Source organism: Micromonospora sp. NPDC049799 (genome assembly GCF_040656655.1).
Lineage (GTDB): Bacteria > Actinomycetota > Actinomycetes > Mycobacteriales > Micromonosporaceae > Micromonospora.
In genome coordinates this window covers 1-14122 of record NZ_JBFAMU010000091.1, presented here as the reverse complement: position 1 = coordinate 14122, position 14122 = coordinate 1, and the positions used below count along the sequence as shown (strand labels likewise).

Annotated in this window: 11 protein-coding genes and 1 pseudogene; 4 read left to right on the top strand and 8 right to left on the bottom strand. The window is 73.7% G+C overall.

Annotation, left to right across the window (positions count from 1 at the left end):
- A pseudogene (locus tag AB0I76_RS10400) lies at positions 1–368 on the bottom strand (hypothetical protein); the annotation flags it as partial.
- A gap of 203 nt (positions 369–571) precedes the next feature.
- Between AB0I76_RS10400 and AB0I76_RS10395 the strand changes: the two are divergent.
- Positions 572–949: a PH domain-containing protein gene (locus tag AB0I76_RS10395; protein ID WP_357032851.1), complete on the top strand. Its 378-nt coding sequence runs from the start codon at positions 572–574 to the stop codon at positions 947–949.
- 38 nt (positions 950–987) lie between these two features.
- On the opposite strand, the gene AB0I76_RS10390 is transcribed toward AB0I76_RS10395, so the two are convergent.
- Complete coding sequence (locus AB0I76_RS10390; RefSeq protein ID WP_357032848.1) at positions 988–1914, bottom strand: 2-hydroxyacid dehydrogenase; 927 nt, start codon at positions 1912–1914, stop codon at positions 988–990.
- 190 nt (positions 1915–2104) lie between these two features.
- On the opposite strand from AB0I76_RS10390, the gene AB0I76_RS10385 reads away from it, so the two are divergent.
- Genes AB0I76_RS10385 through AB0I76_RS10375 form a run of 3 tightly spaced genes read left to right on the top strand, consistent with a single transcriptional unit; the run spans position 2105 to position 6727 of the window.
- Complete coding sequence (locus AB0I76_RS10385; RefSeq protein ID WP_357032845.1) at positions 2105–3946, top strand: SpoIIE family protein phosphatase; 1842 nt, start codon at positions 2105–2107, stop codon at positions 3944–3946.
- A 45-nt stretch (positions 3947–3991) separates the two neighbouring features.
- A complete protein-coding gene (locus tag AB0I76_RS10380) occupies positions 3992–5167 on the top strand; it encodes a PQQ-dependent sugar dehydrogenase (protein ID WP_357032842.1) in 1176 nt (391 codons plus the stop codon).
- A 54-nt stretch (positions 5168–5221) separates the two neighbouring features.
- A complete protein-coding gene (locus tag AB0I76_RS10375; protein WP_357032839.1) occupies positions 5222–6727 on the top strand; it encodes a metallophosphoesterase in 1506 nt (501 codons plus the stop codon).
- Positions 6728–6777: 50 nt separating this feature from the next.
- On the opposite strand, the gene AB0I76_RS10370 is transcribed toward AB0I76_RS10375, so the two are convergent.
- From AB0I76_RS10370 to AB0I76_RS10345, 6 genes are all read right to left on the bottom strand, one after another.
- Complete coding sequence (locus tag AB0I76_RS10370; RefSeq protein WP_357032836.1) at positions 6778–7296, bottom strand: hypothetical protein; 519 nt, start codon at positions 7294–7296, stop codon at positions 6778–6780.
- Between the two features lie 58 nt (positions 7297–7354).
- Positions 7355–9712, bottom strand: a complete 2358-nt coding sequence (locus AB0I76_RS10365) for a pyruvate dehydrogenase (RefSeq protein ID WP_357032833.1) — start codon at positions 9710–9712, stop codon at positions 7355–7357.
- Between the two features lie 164 nt (positions 9713–9876).
- Positions 9877–11370: an Asp-tRNA(Asn)/Glu-tRNA(Gln) amidotransferase subunit GatB gene (gatB, locus tag AB0I76_RS10360; protein WP_357032830.1), complete on the bottom strand. Its 1494-nt coding sequence runs from the start codon at positions 11368–11370 to the stop codon at positions 9877–9879.
- A 13-nt stretch (positions 11371–11383) separates the two neighbouring features.
- On the bottom strand, positions 11384–12862 hold the full coding sequence (gatA, locus tag AB0I76_RS10355) for an Asp-tRNA(Asn)/Glu-tRNA(Gln) amidotransferase subunit GatA (RefSeq protein ID WP_357032827.1): 1479 nt from the start codon (positions 12860–12862) through the stop codon (positions 11384–11386).
- Positions 12859–13164 carry an Asp-tRNA(Asn)/Glu-tRNA(Gln) amidotransferase subunit GatC gene (gene gatC, locus AB0I76_RS10350; protein ID WP_088995614.1) on the bottom strand — a complete coding sequence of 102 codons (306 nt, stop codon included), beginning with the start codon at positions 13162–13164 and terminating at the stop codon, positions 12859–12861. Before gatC ends, gatA begins: the two co-directional genes overlap by 4 nt.
- A 115-nt stretch (positions 13165–13279) precedes the next feature.
- Positions 13280–14122, bottom strand: an 843-nt coding sequence (locus tag AB0I76_RS10345; RefSeq protein ID WP_357032823.1) for an EAL domain-containing protein, incomplete at its 5' end; no start/stop codon positions are given.

Here is a 14122-nt window from a genome sequence, read left to right as displayed (position 1 = left end):
CCGCCCAGCGCCACGGCGGACGCGAGCCGGGCCGACGGTGCCAGGCCGCCGGCGGGCAGGAGCAGCCAGGCAGCGAGCACCAGGCCGATGCCGGGGCCGGCCGCATCGGCGGTCCGCCGCAACCGGACGCGGGCCGGCGGACGGACGCCCCGCGACAGCGGAAGCAGCCCGGCGGTGAAGAGGACGGCCGCACCGGCCAGGCCGGCCAGGGCGGTCGTGTCGTTCCGGGCCGGTCCGGCCAGGGGCAGCGCGGCGGCCGTCAGGCCGGTCACGACCACGGCGGCGAGCAGGCACACCGCCGCGACCACGACGGTCTCCGGCGTGGCGGGACGGCGGATCGGAACGTGGTGCGGGGACGCGAGGGGCACGGCGGTCGCCTTCGTGAGGGGGCACGGGGGCGGTGCGGCGGCGCGAGGGCGGCGAACGGTCGTCCGTCGCCCAACCCTCGTCAACGAGGAGCCGGCCGCACGGTGACGGCCAGTCGACAGTGACCCGGGTCACTTCGCACTCGCGGTCCTCGCGTCGGCCGCCCGGCGACCGTGCGGACCGGCGCGGGTGGGATCATCGTGGGGTGAGCAGCTCCGATGTCGTCCGCTTCCGGCACAACCAGGCGATCCTCGTCGCGGCGGTCATCGCCTTCATCGGCGCCCTGCCGCTGGCGAACGCCCGGTGGTACCTGGCGCCCGTGCTCCTCGTCCCGCTCGCCGTCGGCGTGTGGGCCTGGCGGGCCGGCACCGACGCAGACGCGCGTGAGCTGCGCATCCGGGCGCTCGCCGGGCAGCGCCGGATCGGCTGGGACCACGTCGTCGAGCTGGCCACCGATCCGCGCGGCCGGGCGGTCGCCCTCCTCGACGACGGGCAGCAGGTGCTGCTTCCGGCCGTCCGCGGCACCGACCTCCCCCGGCTGGTGTCGTCCACCGGCCAGTCGCTGCCCGGCCGGACCGACTGACCCGCCACCGCCCCCGCACGCCACCCGGGCGCGACCGCTCAGTAGCCGTCCACCACCACGTTGGTCAGCGGCTCCCCCGCGGCGAACCGCCGGACCTGCTCGCCCACCAACCGGTACGCCCGGGGCAACAGACCACGCACCGAGCCGGCGACGTGCGGGGTGAGCAGCACGTTCGGCATCGTCCACAACGGATGGTCGGCCGGCAGCGGCTCGGGATCGGTGACGTCCAGCGCCGCCGAGATCCGACCCGTCCGCAACTCGGTCACCAGCGCGTCGGTCTCGGCGACCGGCCCCCGAGCGGCGTTGACCAGCAACGCGCCGTCCCGCATCGCGGCGAGGAAACCCGCGTCCACCAGGCCCCGGGTCTGCTCGGTCAGCGGCACCAGCAGCACCACGACGTCCGCCTCGGGCAGCAGGGCGGGCAGCTCCCCCACGCCGTGCACGCCCTGCTCGGGTCGGGGCGTCCGGGCGACCAGCGTGAAACTCACCCCGAACGGCGCCAGCCGGGACCGCACCGCCGTACCGATCGACCCCGCGCCGACGATGAGCACCCGCTTGCCCTCGACCTCGTCGGTGGGCGCCACCTCGTCGTACGCCCACTCGCGCCGGGCCTGCGCGCGGACCAGCGCGGGGAAGCCGCGCAGCTGGGCGAGGATCGCGGTCACCACCCACTCCGCCGTCGACGGGTCGTGCACACCGCGCGCGTCGCAGAGGGTGACCCCGTCCGGGACGCGACCGGCCCAGGCGTCCGCACCGGCGGAGAGGAGTTGCACCACCTCCAGGTCGGGCAGCTCGTGCACCAGGGCGGTGGCGTCCGCGCCGGCCAGGAACGGCGGCACCCAGAACCGGACGCCGGCCGGGGCCGAGGGGAGCCGTGCCGGGTCCTCGACCACCTCCACGGTGACGCCCGGGGGCAGGTCACCGAGCAGGTCCGGGCCGGTCGGGTGGGGGATCCATACCTTCACGCCCGCCGACGATAGGCCCCGAGGCGCGTGGCCGCCCGGCCGGGGCGTACCGGGACACCCGACCGGGGAGCATCGGACCAGGGCGTGATCAGGGTGACTCACCGCCCGACAGGTCATTCACAGTGCCGGGCGGGTATAACGAAGGGTCGGAGCGCCGGTCGGCCTCCCCCCATTCGCAGACAGGTGCTCGATGACCGACGGCTCCCGCGACGACATCGCCCGGCGTGCCGGCGCGGACGGCGACCTTCCGTGTCCGGCGGCGGCGCTGCGGGACGCGGACCGGTTGCGAGCGCTCGCCGAGACCCGGCTGGACTCCACGCCGGACGAGGCCTTCGACCGGTTCGCCCGACTGGTCGGCGATCTGCTCGACGTCCCGGTCGCCCTGGTCTCCCTGGTCGACAGCGAACGGCAGTTCTTCCCCGGCGAGGTCGGCCTGCCACAGCCCTGGGCGGAGCGGCGGGAGACCCCGCTCAGCCACTCCTTCTGCCAGCACGTGATCGACATCGCCGCCCCCATGGTGATCCCGGACGCCCGGCTCCATCCCCGGGTCCGGACCAACCTCGCCATACCCGACCTCGGCGTCGTCGCGTACGCCGGCATGCCCCTGACCGACCTCGACGGCCGGGTGCTCGGCTCGCTCTGCGCGATCGACAGCAAGCCCCGCGCGTGGACCCGTGACCAGTTGCGGACCCTCTCCGACCTGGCCGCCGCCTGCGCGTCGGAGCTGCGCCTGCGCATCGCCCTGCAGGGCGCCGAGCAGGCCCGTCGGCGGGCCGAGGAGTCGCACGAGCGGCTGGAGCTGCTGGCCGGGCTGACCGAGACGCTGGCCGGAACGATGGACGTGCAGGTCGCCCTGCGCCACCTGGGCGCGACGATGGTGCCGCTGCTGGCCGACTGGTCCCTGGTGAGCGTCGTCGGACGGGACGGCCAGCCGAGGGACGTGGCGGCCGCCCACCGGGATCCCGCCCACACGGCGGACGTCACCCGCTTCGCCGAGCTGATGCGCACCCGCCTCGGCACCGCGTCGATCACGCGGGAGGTCCTGCGCACCGGTCGGCCGGTGCTGGTCAGCGCCGGCAGCCTCACCGACGTCACCCGCGGCACGGTCGGGCCGGAGATGCCGGAACTCGCCGCGCGACTGGGCTTCGCGTCGCACCTCACCGTGCCGATCACCGACGCCGGCCGCGGCCGGGTGCTGGGCGCGATCACGCTGGTCAACGGCGACGGGCGTCGCCCCTTCGACGACGGCGACCTGATCACCGCCCTCGACGTCGGCCGCCGGGCCGGCCAGGCGATCGGCAACAGCTGGATGTACGGCGAACAGCGGCACGTGGCCCACGTGCTCCAGCACAGCATGCTGCCCGCGCTGCCCACCGCCGAGGGGCTGGAGCTGGCCGCCCGCTACCAGCCGGTGGCCGACCGGGTCGAGGTGGGCGGCGACTGGTACGACGCCTTCCGCCAGCCGAACGGCGACCTGATCGCCGCGATCGGCGACGTCGCCGGTCACGACATCGAGGCCGCCGCGATCATGGGGCAGCTGCGCAACCTGGTACGGGGCAACGCGTACGGCCGGCCGGACGCGGTGGGCGAGCTGATGACGCACCTGGACGACGTGATCCGCGGGCTGCGGATCCCGGCCGCCGCCACCGCCACCCTGGTCCGGCTGCGCGCCGACGGGGCCGGCGGCCAGGAGGTGAGCTGGTGCAACGCCGGGCACCCGCCACCACTGGTGGTCCGGGCCGGCGGCGACGTCGAGGTCGTCAGCGCCCGCCCGGAGCCGCTGCTCGGCCTGGCCCGTCCGGTGCGCCGCACCACCCAGCGGGCCACCCTCGCCGCGGGCGACACCCTGCTGCTGTTCACCGACGGTCTGGTCGAGCGGCGGGACCGCACCATCGACGAGGGCATGACGGAACTCGTCGAGCGGCTCGCCGGCACGGAGAAGCTGCCACTGGACGAGCTCTGCGACACCCTCCTCGGCTCGGCCCACCGCCGCGAGGACGACATCGCCCTGCTCGCCGTTCGGGCGCGCTGAGCGCAGAGGCCCGGACACCGGCCGCGGCGGACTACCCTGAGCCGGGTGAGCGCCCGTCCCCCGTACCTCCGTGTCCGCCGTCTCCGGTCGGCCCTCGCGGCCTCCTGCGCGACGTTGCTGCTGGCCACCGCCGGGTGCAGTTTCGGCGAGCCGGCCCCGGACCCGGCCGGCGAACCGCCGACCTTCCCCACCCCTTCGGCCAGCGCCAGCGCCGACGGCACCGGTCCGGAGGTCGTCACGACCGTGCTGGCCAAGGGCCTGCGGGTGCCGTGGGGCATCGCCTTCCTGCCCGACGGCGCGGCGCTGGTCACCGAGCGGGACAGCGGCCGCATCCTCCAGGTCGGCCCCGGGTCGGGGCCGGACGGGCTGACCGTACGCCCGGTGCAGACCATCGGAGACGTGGCGGCGGCCGGTGAGGGCGGCCTGCTGGGCATCGCCGTGTCCCCCGCGTACGAGCGGGACCGGACGGTCTTCGTGTACTACACCGCCGAGCGCGACAACCGCATCGCCAAGCTCCGCCTCGGCGAGCCGCCCACCCCGATCCTGACCGGCATCCCCAAGGCGGGCATCCACAACGGCGGCGGCCTGGCCTTCGGCCCGGACGGCCAGCTCTACGCCAGCACGGGCGACGCGGGAGACCGGGCCGCGTCGCAGGACGTCAAGCGCCTCGGCGGCAAGATCCTGCGGATCACTCCGACCGGGAAGCCGGCACCGGGCAACCCGTTCCGCAACTCCCCCGTCTGGTCGCTCGGGCACCGCAACGTGCAGGGCATGGCCTGGGACGCCAGCAAGCGCATGTACGCGGTGGAGTTCGGTCAGAACACCTGGGACGAGATCAACCAGGTCACCAAGGGAAAGAACTACGGCTGGCCGCAGGTCGAGGGCCGCTCCGACGACGCTCGCTTCGTCAACCCGGTCACCCAGTGGCCGACCTCGGACGCGTCCTGCTCGGGCCTCGCCGCGGCGGACCGACTGCTGGTCACGGCCTGTCTGCGGGGCAAACGGCTGTGGCTGGTCGAGTTGACGGCCACCGGCACGGTACTGGGGCAGCCCCGGGAACTGCTGACCGGTCGCTTCGGCCGGCTCCGCGCGGTGGCCGCCGCACCGGACGGGTCGCTGTGGGTGAGCACCTCCAACCACGACGGGCGGGGTGATCCGGCTCCGGAGGACGACCGGCTGTTGCGCCTGGTCTTCCCCGGCGGCGGCGCCGGACGGAGCTGACGACACCCCTCAGTCAGGTTTGCCAAGATCCTCTACCGGGCAGGTCGGTTTCACATGAATGGGCAGGACAACCAGCAGCGCGGTACCGGCCGGTGGCGGGCACTACGCGCCACCGGGGTGACCCTGGCGGTCCTCGTGGTCGCGCTGGCCGGCGTGGTGATCGGGGTACTGGCCGGTGGTCGGGTCAGCACGGACATCGGGCCGTTCCAGGCGGACCTGACGGTGGTGCCGGCGATCTCCGGCAGCACCACCGTCGACGTCCCGCCGCTCGGCGCACTGCTGCTCGACAGCCACGACGGGCCCACCCATCTGACCGTGGAGCTGGGCGCGCTGGACCAGAGCCGCACGGAGGCGCTGCTGGACGACCCGGCGAGCATCAGCCGGGCCAGCCAGTCCGCCGTCGACGACGTCCGCGGGGGCGTCATGCGGCTCGGGCTGCGTACCGTCGCCTCGGCCGTGCTGGTCACCCTGCTGCTGGCCCTGCTGGTCTTCCGGGACACCCGCCGCGCGGCCTGGGCGGGCGGCCTGGCCCTGGTGGTCACGGCCGGCAGCCTCGGCGCCGCCGCGGCCACCCTCCGGCCGCAGTCGATCGAGGAGCCCCGCTACGAGGGGCTGCTGGTCAACGCGCCCGCGATCGTCGGTGACGCCCGCCGGATCGCCAACGACTACACGCGCTACGCCGAGCAACTCCAGCGCATCGTGGGCAACGTCAGCCAGCTCTACACCACCGTGTCCTCGCTGCCCGTCTACGAGCCGGACCCGGACACCACCCGGGTCCTGCACGTCTCCGACATGCACCTCAACCCGACCGGCTGGCAGTTGATCCGCACGATCGTGGAGCAGTTCAACATCGACGTCGTCATCGACACGGGCGACATCACCGACTGGGGCAGCGAGCCGGAGGCGTCCTACGTCGGCTCGATCGGCCTGCTCCGGAAGCCGTACGTCTACATCAGGGGCAACCACGACTCCGGCCGGACGGCCGCGGCCGTGGCACGGCAGCCGAACGCGATCGTGCTGAACAACTCCACCCGGTCGGTCGCCGGGCTGACCATCGCGGGCATCGGCGACCCTCGGTTCACGCCGGACAAGAGCACCTCACCGGCGGGCAGCGGCCTCACCAAGGAGACGGCCGACCAGCTCATCGGTGTCGGGGAGCAGTTGACCGCGACCGTACGCAGCTCGCCGACCCCGGTGAGCATCGCCCTGGTGCACGACCCCGCGTCGGCCGGCCCCCTGGCCGGCAACGTCCCGCTGGTGCTCGCCGGGCACACCCACAAGCGGGAGGTCTCGAAGCTGCCGGAGGTGCCCGGACGGTCGCCCACCCTGCTGATGGTGCAGGGCTCGACCGGGGGCGCCGGACTGCGCGGCCTCGAGGGCGAGGAGCCGACCCCGCTGTCGATGAGCGTGCTCTACTTCGACAAGGACAAGCTGCTCCAGGCGTACGACGACATCACCGTCGGGGGCACCGGCCAGGCCCAGGTGAACCTGGTACGGCGCGTGGTGGAGAACCCGAAGGCGGGCGCGCCCGCCCCGGTCACCCCGACGCCCACCCGCTGACGCGCTCCCGCCACCCCGGCCGGCGATCACCGTCGCGGTGGCGCCTGCCGCTAGCCGGTGGCACCGCAGTACACGCACTCGTTCCGCTCGGACCAGTCCTTGCGGTCCAGCGTGCCCGGGTCGATCGCCCGGTGACCGAAGTGCCCGCGTACCGCCATCCGGAACCTCCACAGCGCCTCCGCGAACCGGTGGTACGCCTCGTGTCCCGCGGGACTACGGACGTCCTCACCGGCGCGGATCAACCGCTGCATGTCGACCAGCCGGTGGAAGGCGTCCTCACCCACCACCACGAGCTCCGGTGTGCCGGACATCAGCAACCGCTCACGTTCCTGGTACGCCCCGGACTCGGTCATCGCCCGGGTCGTCGCGGCGCGGTCACCGGCGGCCGTCCCCCGCAGCATGCTGTGCGCCGCGCCCAGGGCGAGGGCGAAGTCGATGCAGGTGCGCCACCGTTCGAGATCCCGGTCCCGGTCCCGGGTGTCCCGGCCTCGCCGCAGGTCGACCAGGAAGCTGCCGGAGAGCGCGATGAGGGCGCCCGCCCCCGTGCTGAGCAACGGCATCCAGTCCATGCGGCACATGGTGCCATCCGCGGCACAGCACCATGATCGAGCGGGTGAAGGGGTGGGGTCAGCGGAGGGCCAGGGCGGCCAGGGCGGCGTTGACGATGCTGCCGGGCATCAGGTCGTGCAGCTCGTACAGCTCCCGGACGCTGCCGGACTGGCCGAACTCGTCCACCCCCAGCGGCACCGCCGGCGCGCCCACGGCCGACCCGAGCCAGGCCATCGCGTGCGAGGCCGCGTCGTGCACCGTCACCACCGGCACCCGGTCGGCGAAGGCGGACCGCAGGGCGCCCGGCACGCTGGGCACCGTCGCCGTGCGTACGCCCTGGCGCAGCGTGCGCTGCCAGGCCCGGTAGAGCCGGTCCAGGCTGGTCACGTCCACCACGTGCGCGGCGACGCCCTCCTCGGCGAGCTCCGCCGCCGCGGCGAGCACCTCGGGCAGCACCGCGCCGGAGGCGGCGAGCTGCACGACCGGGGCGTCGGCCAGGTGCGGGTACGCCTGGTGCGCGTCCACCAGCCGGTACGCCCCGGCGACCACCTGCCGGCGCAGCACGGCGTCACCGATCCGGGCCCGGGCCGCCTCGAAGGGCGCCTGGTCGACCGGGCGGGTGCTGAGCCGGAAGTAGTACGCCCCGTCCTCGGCCGGCGCCGCCGTCGCCGCCGGAGCGGAACCGCCGGCGATCTGGCCGAGGGCGTCACACAGCAGCCAGTCCAGGCTGCCGGCGTGCGCGGGCTCGACGAAGGTCACACCGGGCAGCTCCAGACCGACCGAGGCGGTGATCGTCGACTGGTGGGCGCCGCCCTCCGGGGCGAGGGTGATGCCGGACGGGGTGCCGGCGACGACGAACCGGGAGCCGGAGTAGGTGCCGTAGAGGAACGCGTCCAGGCCGCGCAGCACGAACGGGTCGTAGACGGTGCCGACCGGCAGCAGCGGCTGCCCCGACAGGTCCCAGGACAGGCCGAGCTGGCCGAGCAGCAGGAACAGGTTCATCTCGGAGATGCCCAGCTCGATGTGCTGCCCGGCGGGGCTCTCCGTCCAGCGCAGCATCCGGTCCTCCGACCAGGAGCGCTGCTCGGTGGGGGCGAACACCCCGGTCTTGTTGATGAACCCGGCGAGGTTGGTGGAGGTGGCGACGTCCGGCGCGGTGGTCACCAGGTAGGGCGCCACCTGCGGGTCCCGGGCCAGGTCCACGAGCACCCGACCGAACACCTCCTGGGTGGAGACGGGCTTGTTCGCGCGTACCTTCGTGGTCTCCGGGACCGCGACCCCCAGCGCACGCTCGCGCGGCGCGCGGGACAACGCCTCCCGGCGTGCGCCGGCCCGGATGCCGGCCTCCGACGACGGGTCGAGACGGTCCCACTCGGTCTCGGCGGTGAGCCCCTGGGCCGTCCGCAGGGCGTCGATCTGCTCGGTGGACAGCAGCGCCGAGTGGTTGCGCGGATTGCCGGCGATGGGCAGACCCCACCCCTTGACGGTGTACGCGAAGACGACGCTGGGCCGGTCGGTGACCGCGTCGCACTGGGCGTACGCGTCGAGCATGGCCGCCAGGTCGTGCCCGCCCAGGTCGGTGACGAGCGGGCCCAGCTCGTCGTCTCCGATGTCCGCGATGAGCTCCGCGATCCCGGCCGGCGCGCCGTCGAGGAACTGCTTGCGCAGGGCCGGGCCGGCGAGCCCGAACAGCGACTGGTACTGCTCGTTCGGCATCGCGTCGATCCAGTCGCGCAGCGCCTCGCCGCCCGGCCGGGCGTACGCCTCGGCGAGCTTGCGGCCGTACTTGACCTCGACCACGTGCCAGCCGGCGGCCTCGAACTGGCCGCGCCACTGGTTGATCCGGATGCCGGGCACCACCCGGTCGAGGGACTGGCGGTTGAAGTCCACCAGCCACATCACGTTGCCCAGCCCGGTGGTGGCCGGGTCGGCGACCGCCTCCCAGATGTTGCCCTCGTCCAGCTCCGCGTCGCCGATCAGCGCGACGAACCGGGAGTGCGGACGCGCGCCGAAGTGCGCGTCGACGTAGCGGCGGGTGACCGCCGCGAACAGCGGCGCCGCGGCGCCGAGCCCGACCGAGCCGGTGGAGAAGTCCACCTCGTCCGGGTCCTTGGTCCGCGACGGGTACGACTGGAGGCCGCCCCGGGCGCGCAGCTTCGTCAGGTACGACCGGTCCAGGTTGCCGAGCAGGTACTGGATCGCGTGGAACACCGGCGACGCGTGCGGCTTCACCGCGACCCGGTCCTCGGCGTCGAGGTGCGCGAACCACAGCGCGGTCATCGCGGTCACCAGCGAGGCGCTGGACGCCTGGTGGCCGCCGACCTTCACCCCGTCCCCGGTGTCCCGGTCGTGGTTGGCGGCATCCACGATCCGGCTGGCGAGCCAGAGCACACGCCGCTGGATCTCGTCGAGGACGTCGAGGTCGTTGTGGTTCACGGTGACTCCATCCGGGCGTCGCCGTTGACGCCCTCGCGAGGGTGCGGGGGTGGGGCGTTAGGAAGGGCCCCTTCCTATGCACCAGGCGTTAAGAAGGGGCCCTGGCGGACAGGCCGACGGCGCATGCTGCGCCGGAGCGCCCTCGGCCTGTCCGTCCTTGCAACTCAGACGCCGAGGCGCTCCAGGATCAGCTCGCGGACGGTCTTCGCGTCGGCCTGGCCACGGGTGGTCTTCATGACCGCGCCGACCAGCGCGCCGGCCGCGGCGACCTTACCGCTGCGGATCTTGTCGGCGATGCCGGGGTTGGCGGCGATCGCCTCGTCGACGGCGGCGGTCAGCGCGCCCGTGTCGGAGACCACCTCCAGGCCCCGGTTGGTCATGATCTCGGTCGGCGAGCCCTCGCCGGCCACCACGCCCTCCAGCACCGTCCGGGCCAGCTTGTCGTTGAGCTTGCCCGCGTCGACCAGGCTCTGGAGCTCGGCGACCTGGCTCGGGCTGGCCCCGATGTCGGCCAGCTCCACGCCGGTCTCGTTGGCCCGGCGGGACAGCTCGCCGAGCCACCACTTGCGGGCGGCGGCCGGGGTGGCGCCGGCGGCGACGGTGGCCTCGATCAGCTCGACCGCACCGGCGTTGAGCACGGACTGCATGTCCGCCTCGGACAGGCCCCACTGCTCCTGCAGGCGACGGCGGTGCAGCCGGGGAAGCTCTGGCAGGGCCGCCTTCAGCTCGGCGACCCAGGTGGCGTCCGGCGCGAGGGGCACCAGGTCCGGCTCCGGGAAGTACCGGTAGTCGGTCGCGGTCTCCTTGGAGCGGCCGGGCCGGGTGTCCCCGGTGTCCTCCTGGAAGTGCCGGGTCTCCTGGGTGATCCGGCCGCCCGCGTCGAGCACCGACGCCTGACGCAGGATCTCCGAACGGACGGCCCGCTCCACCGAACGCAGCGAGTTGACGTTCTTGGTCTCGGTGCGGGTGCCCCACTCCTCGCCGGGCAGGTTGAGGGAGGTGTTGACGTCGCAGCGCAGCGACCCCTCCTCCATCCGTACGTCGGAGACGCCCAGCGAGCGGATCACGTCCCGCAGCTCGGTGACGTACGCCTTGGCGACCTCGGGTGCGAGCGCCCCGGTGCCCGGGACCGGCTTGGTGACGATCTCGACCAGGGGGATGCCGGCCCGGTTGTAGTCGACCAGCGACTCGGTCGCGCCGTGGATCCGACCGGTGGCGCCGCCCACGTGCAGCGTCTTGCCGGTGTCCTCCTCCAGGTGCACCCGCTCGATGCCGATGCGGACCAGTTCGCCGTTCACCTCGACGTCCAGGTAGCCGTCGACGCAGAGCGGCTCGTCGTACTGGCTGATCTGGAAGTTCTTCGGCATGTCCGGGTAGAAGTAGTTCTTCCGGGCGAACCGGCACCACTCCGCGATGGAGCAGTTCAGCGCGAGGCCGATCCGGATGGTCGCCTCGATGGCCGCCTTGTTGGCCACCGGCAGCGAGCCGGGCAGGCCGAGGCAGACCGGGCACACCCGGGTGTTGGGCTCGCCGCCGAAGTCGGTCGGGCAGCCGCAGAACATCTTGGTGTTCGTGCCCAGCTCGACGTGGGTCTCCAGGCCGATCACCGGTTCGTAGCGCGCGACGACCTCGTCGTACGCGGGCAGTGTCGTCGTCATTTGAGCTCCTGCCTCACAGTGCCGGTGGGGTGAACGTGCCGACGGCGCTCTCCAGCGCGGCGGCGACCCGGTACATCCGGTCGTCGGCCATCGTCGGCGCCATCACCTGGAGGCCGACCGGCAGCCCGTCGGAGAGCCCGCACGGCACCGAGATGCCGGGCCCGCCGTACAGGTTCGTCGGGATGGTGTACAGGTCGGCCAGGTACATCTGGTACGGGTCGGACGTACGCGCCCCGATCGGGAACGCCACGAACGGCGTGGTCGGCGAGATCAGCGCGTCGACCTGCTCGAACGCCGCGGTGAAGTCCCGCGTGATCAGGGTGCGGACCTTCTGCGCCTGCCCGTAGTAGGCGTCGTAGTACCCGGACGACAGCGCGTACGTGCCGATCATGATCCGGCGCTTGACCTCGGCACCGAAGCCGGCCTCGCGGGTCAGCGACATGACCTCCTCCAGCGACCGGTTGCCGTCGTCGCCGACCCGCAGGCCGAACCGGACGCCGTCGAACCGGGCCAGGTTGGAGGAGCACTCGCTGGGCGCGATCAGGTAGTACGCCGGCAGGGCGTACGTGAAGTTCGGGCACGACACCTCGACGATCTCCGCACCCAGCTTCGCCAGCGCGTCGACGGCCTCGCGGAACGCGGCCATCACGCCGGGGTCCCCGCCCTCGCCGGCGAATTCGGTGACGATGCCGAGCTTCACGCCGGTCAGGTCACCGGACGCGCCACGCCGCGCGGCGGCCACCACGTCCGGCACCGGGGCCGGGATGGAGGTGGAGTCCCGCGGGTCGTGCCCGCCGATCGCCTCGTGCAGCAGGGCGGCGTCCAGCACCGTACGCGCGCACGGGCCGGGGGTGTCCAGGGAGGACGAGAACGCCACCAGGCCGTAGCGGGACGTGCCGCCGTACGTCGGCTTCGCGCCGACGGTGCCGGTGACGGCGCCCGGCTGCCGGATCGAGCCGCCGGTGTCCGAGCCGATCGCCAGCGGCGCCTCGTACGCGGCCAGCGCCGCCGCGCTGCCGCCGCCGGAACCGCCCGGGATCCGGTCCAGGTCCCACGGGTTGTGGGTCGGGCCGTACGCGGAGTACTCCGTGGAGGAGCCCATCGCGAACTCGTCCATGTTGGTCTTGCCGAGCATCACCGTGCCGGCCGCACGCAGCCGCTGCACGATCGTCGAGTCGTACGGCGGGCGCCAGCCCTCCAGGATCTTCGACCCGACGGTGGTCGGCACGCCCTTGGTGGTCAGCACGTCCTTCACCGCGACCGGCACGCCGGCCAGCGGGCCCAGCTCCTCGCCGGCGGCCCGGCGGGCGTCCACGTCGCGGGCGGCGGCCAGCGCGCCCTCGGTGTCGACGTGCAGGAAGGCGTGCACCCGGTCGTCTACCGCGGCGATGCGGTCCAGGTGGGCCCGGGTGACCTCGACCGCGCTGGTCTCACCCTTCGCCACCAGGCCCGCGATCTCGACGGCGCTGAGCTTGGTCAGGTCGGTGCTCACGATGCCACATCCTCGTCCAGGATCCGCGGGACGCGGAACCGCTGCTCCTCGGCGTCGGGCGCACCCGACAGGGCCTCCTCGGGGGTCAGGCACGGCGTCACGACGTCCTCGCGGAGCACGTTGGTCAGCGGCACCGAGTGGGAGGTCGGCGGGATGTCCGCCGCGGCGACCTCACCCACCTGGGCGACCGCCTGGAGGATCACGTCCAACTGGCCGGCGAAGGTGTCCAGCTCCTCCTCCGTCACGGCGAGCCGCGACAGTCGCGCCAGGTGCGCGACCTCCTCGCGGGAGATGGCGGCCATCGGTGCCCCCTTCGTGGCTGTCCTGCTGCGTCTGTACGCCGACCGCGCGGGTGGTGCGTGACGCGCGGTGACCGGTGCGAGTCTATTGTTCCGCCCTGCCTGTCCCGGTAGCGGGTCAGCGGGCGTGCCGGCGGGGGATCTCGGCGTCCGGGTCGGCGGTGGGGCGCACCGGCCGGTAACGCGCCAGCCAGGCGACCAACTCGTCGGCCGGCATCGGGCGGGCGTAGAACCAGCCCTGGGCGGCGTCGCACCCGGCCGCGTGCAGCATCCGCCAGGTCCGCTCGTCCTCGACGCCCTCGGCGACCACGCGCAGCCCGAGCGCCCCGGCGAGCCCGATCGTCGACGTGACGATCGCCGCGTCGTCCGCGTCGTCGGCCATCCCCAGTACGAACGACCGGTCCACCTTCACCTCGGACAGCGGCAGCCGGCGCAGGTGCTGCAACGACGAGTAGCCGGTGCCGAAGTCGTCCAGCGCGATGCCCACCCCGATCCGGTGCAGGCGGGAGATCGTGGCCAGCACCCGGCGCGGGTCGGCCATCAGCGCGCCCTCGGTGATCTCCAGTTGCAGACGCTGCGGCGGCACCCCGTGGCGGGCGAGCCGGTCGGCGATCTGGTCGGCGATCTCGCCGGTGTGCAGGTCCCGCACGCTGACGTTGAGCGCCGCCCGCAGGGTGATCCCGGCGGCCGACCACCGCGCCAGCTGCGCCACCACGTCGTCGACCACCCGCCGGGTCAGCAGCCGCATCACCGCGCTCTGCTCGGCGACCCGGATCAGCTCCTCCGGGTCGACCATCCCACGGCGCGGGTGCCGCCAGCGCAGCAACGCCTCGACGCCGACCACCTCACCGGTGGCGATGGCGATCTGCGGCTGGTAGTACATCGTGATCTCGCCCGCGCCGGCGGCCGGGTCGACGTCGGTCCCGCGCCGGCCGGCGCCGGTGGCGGTGGCGTCGGCCGG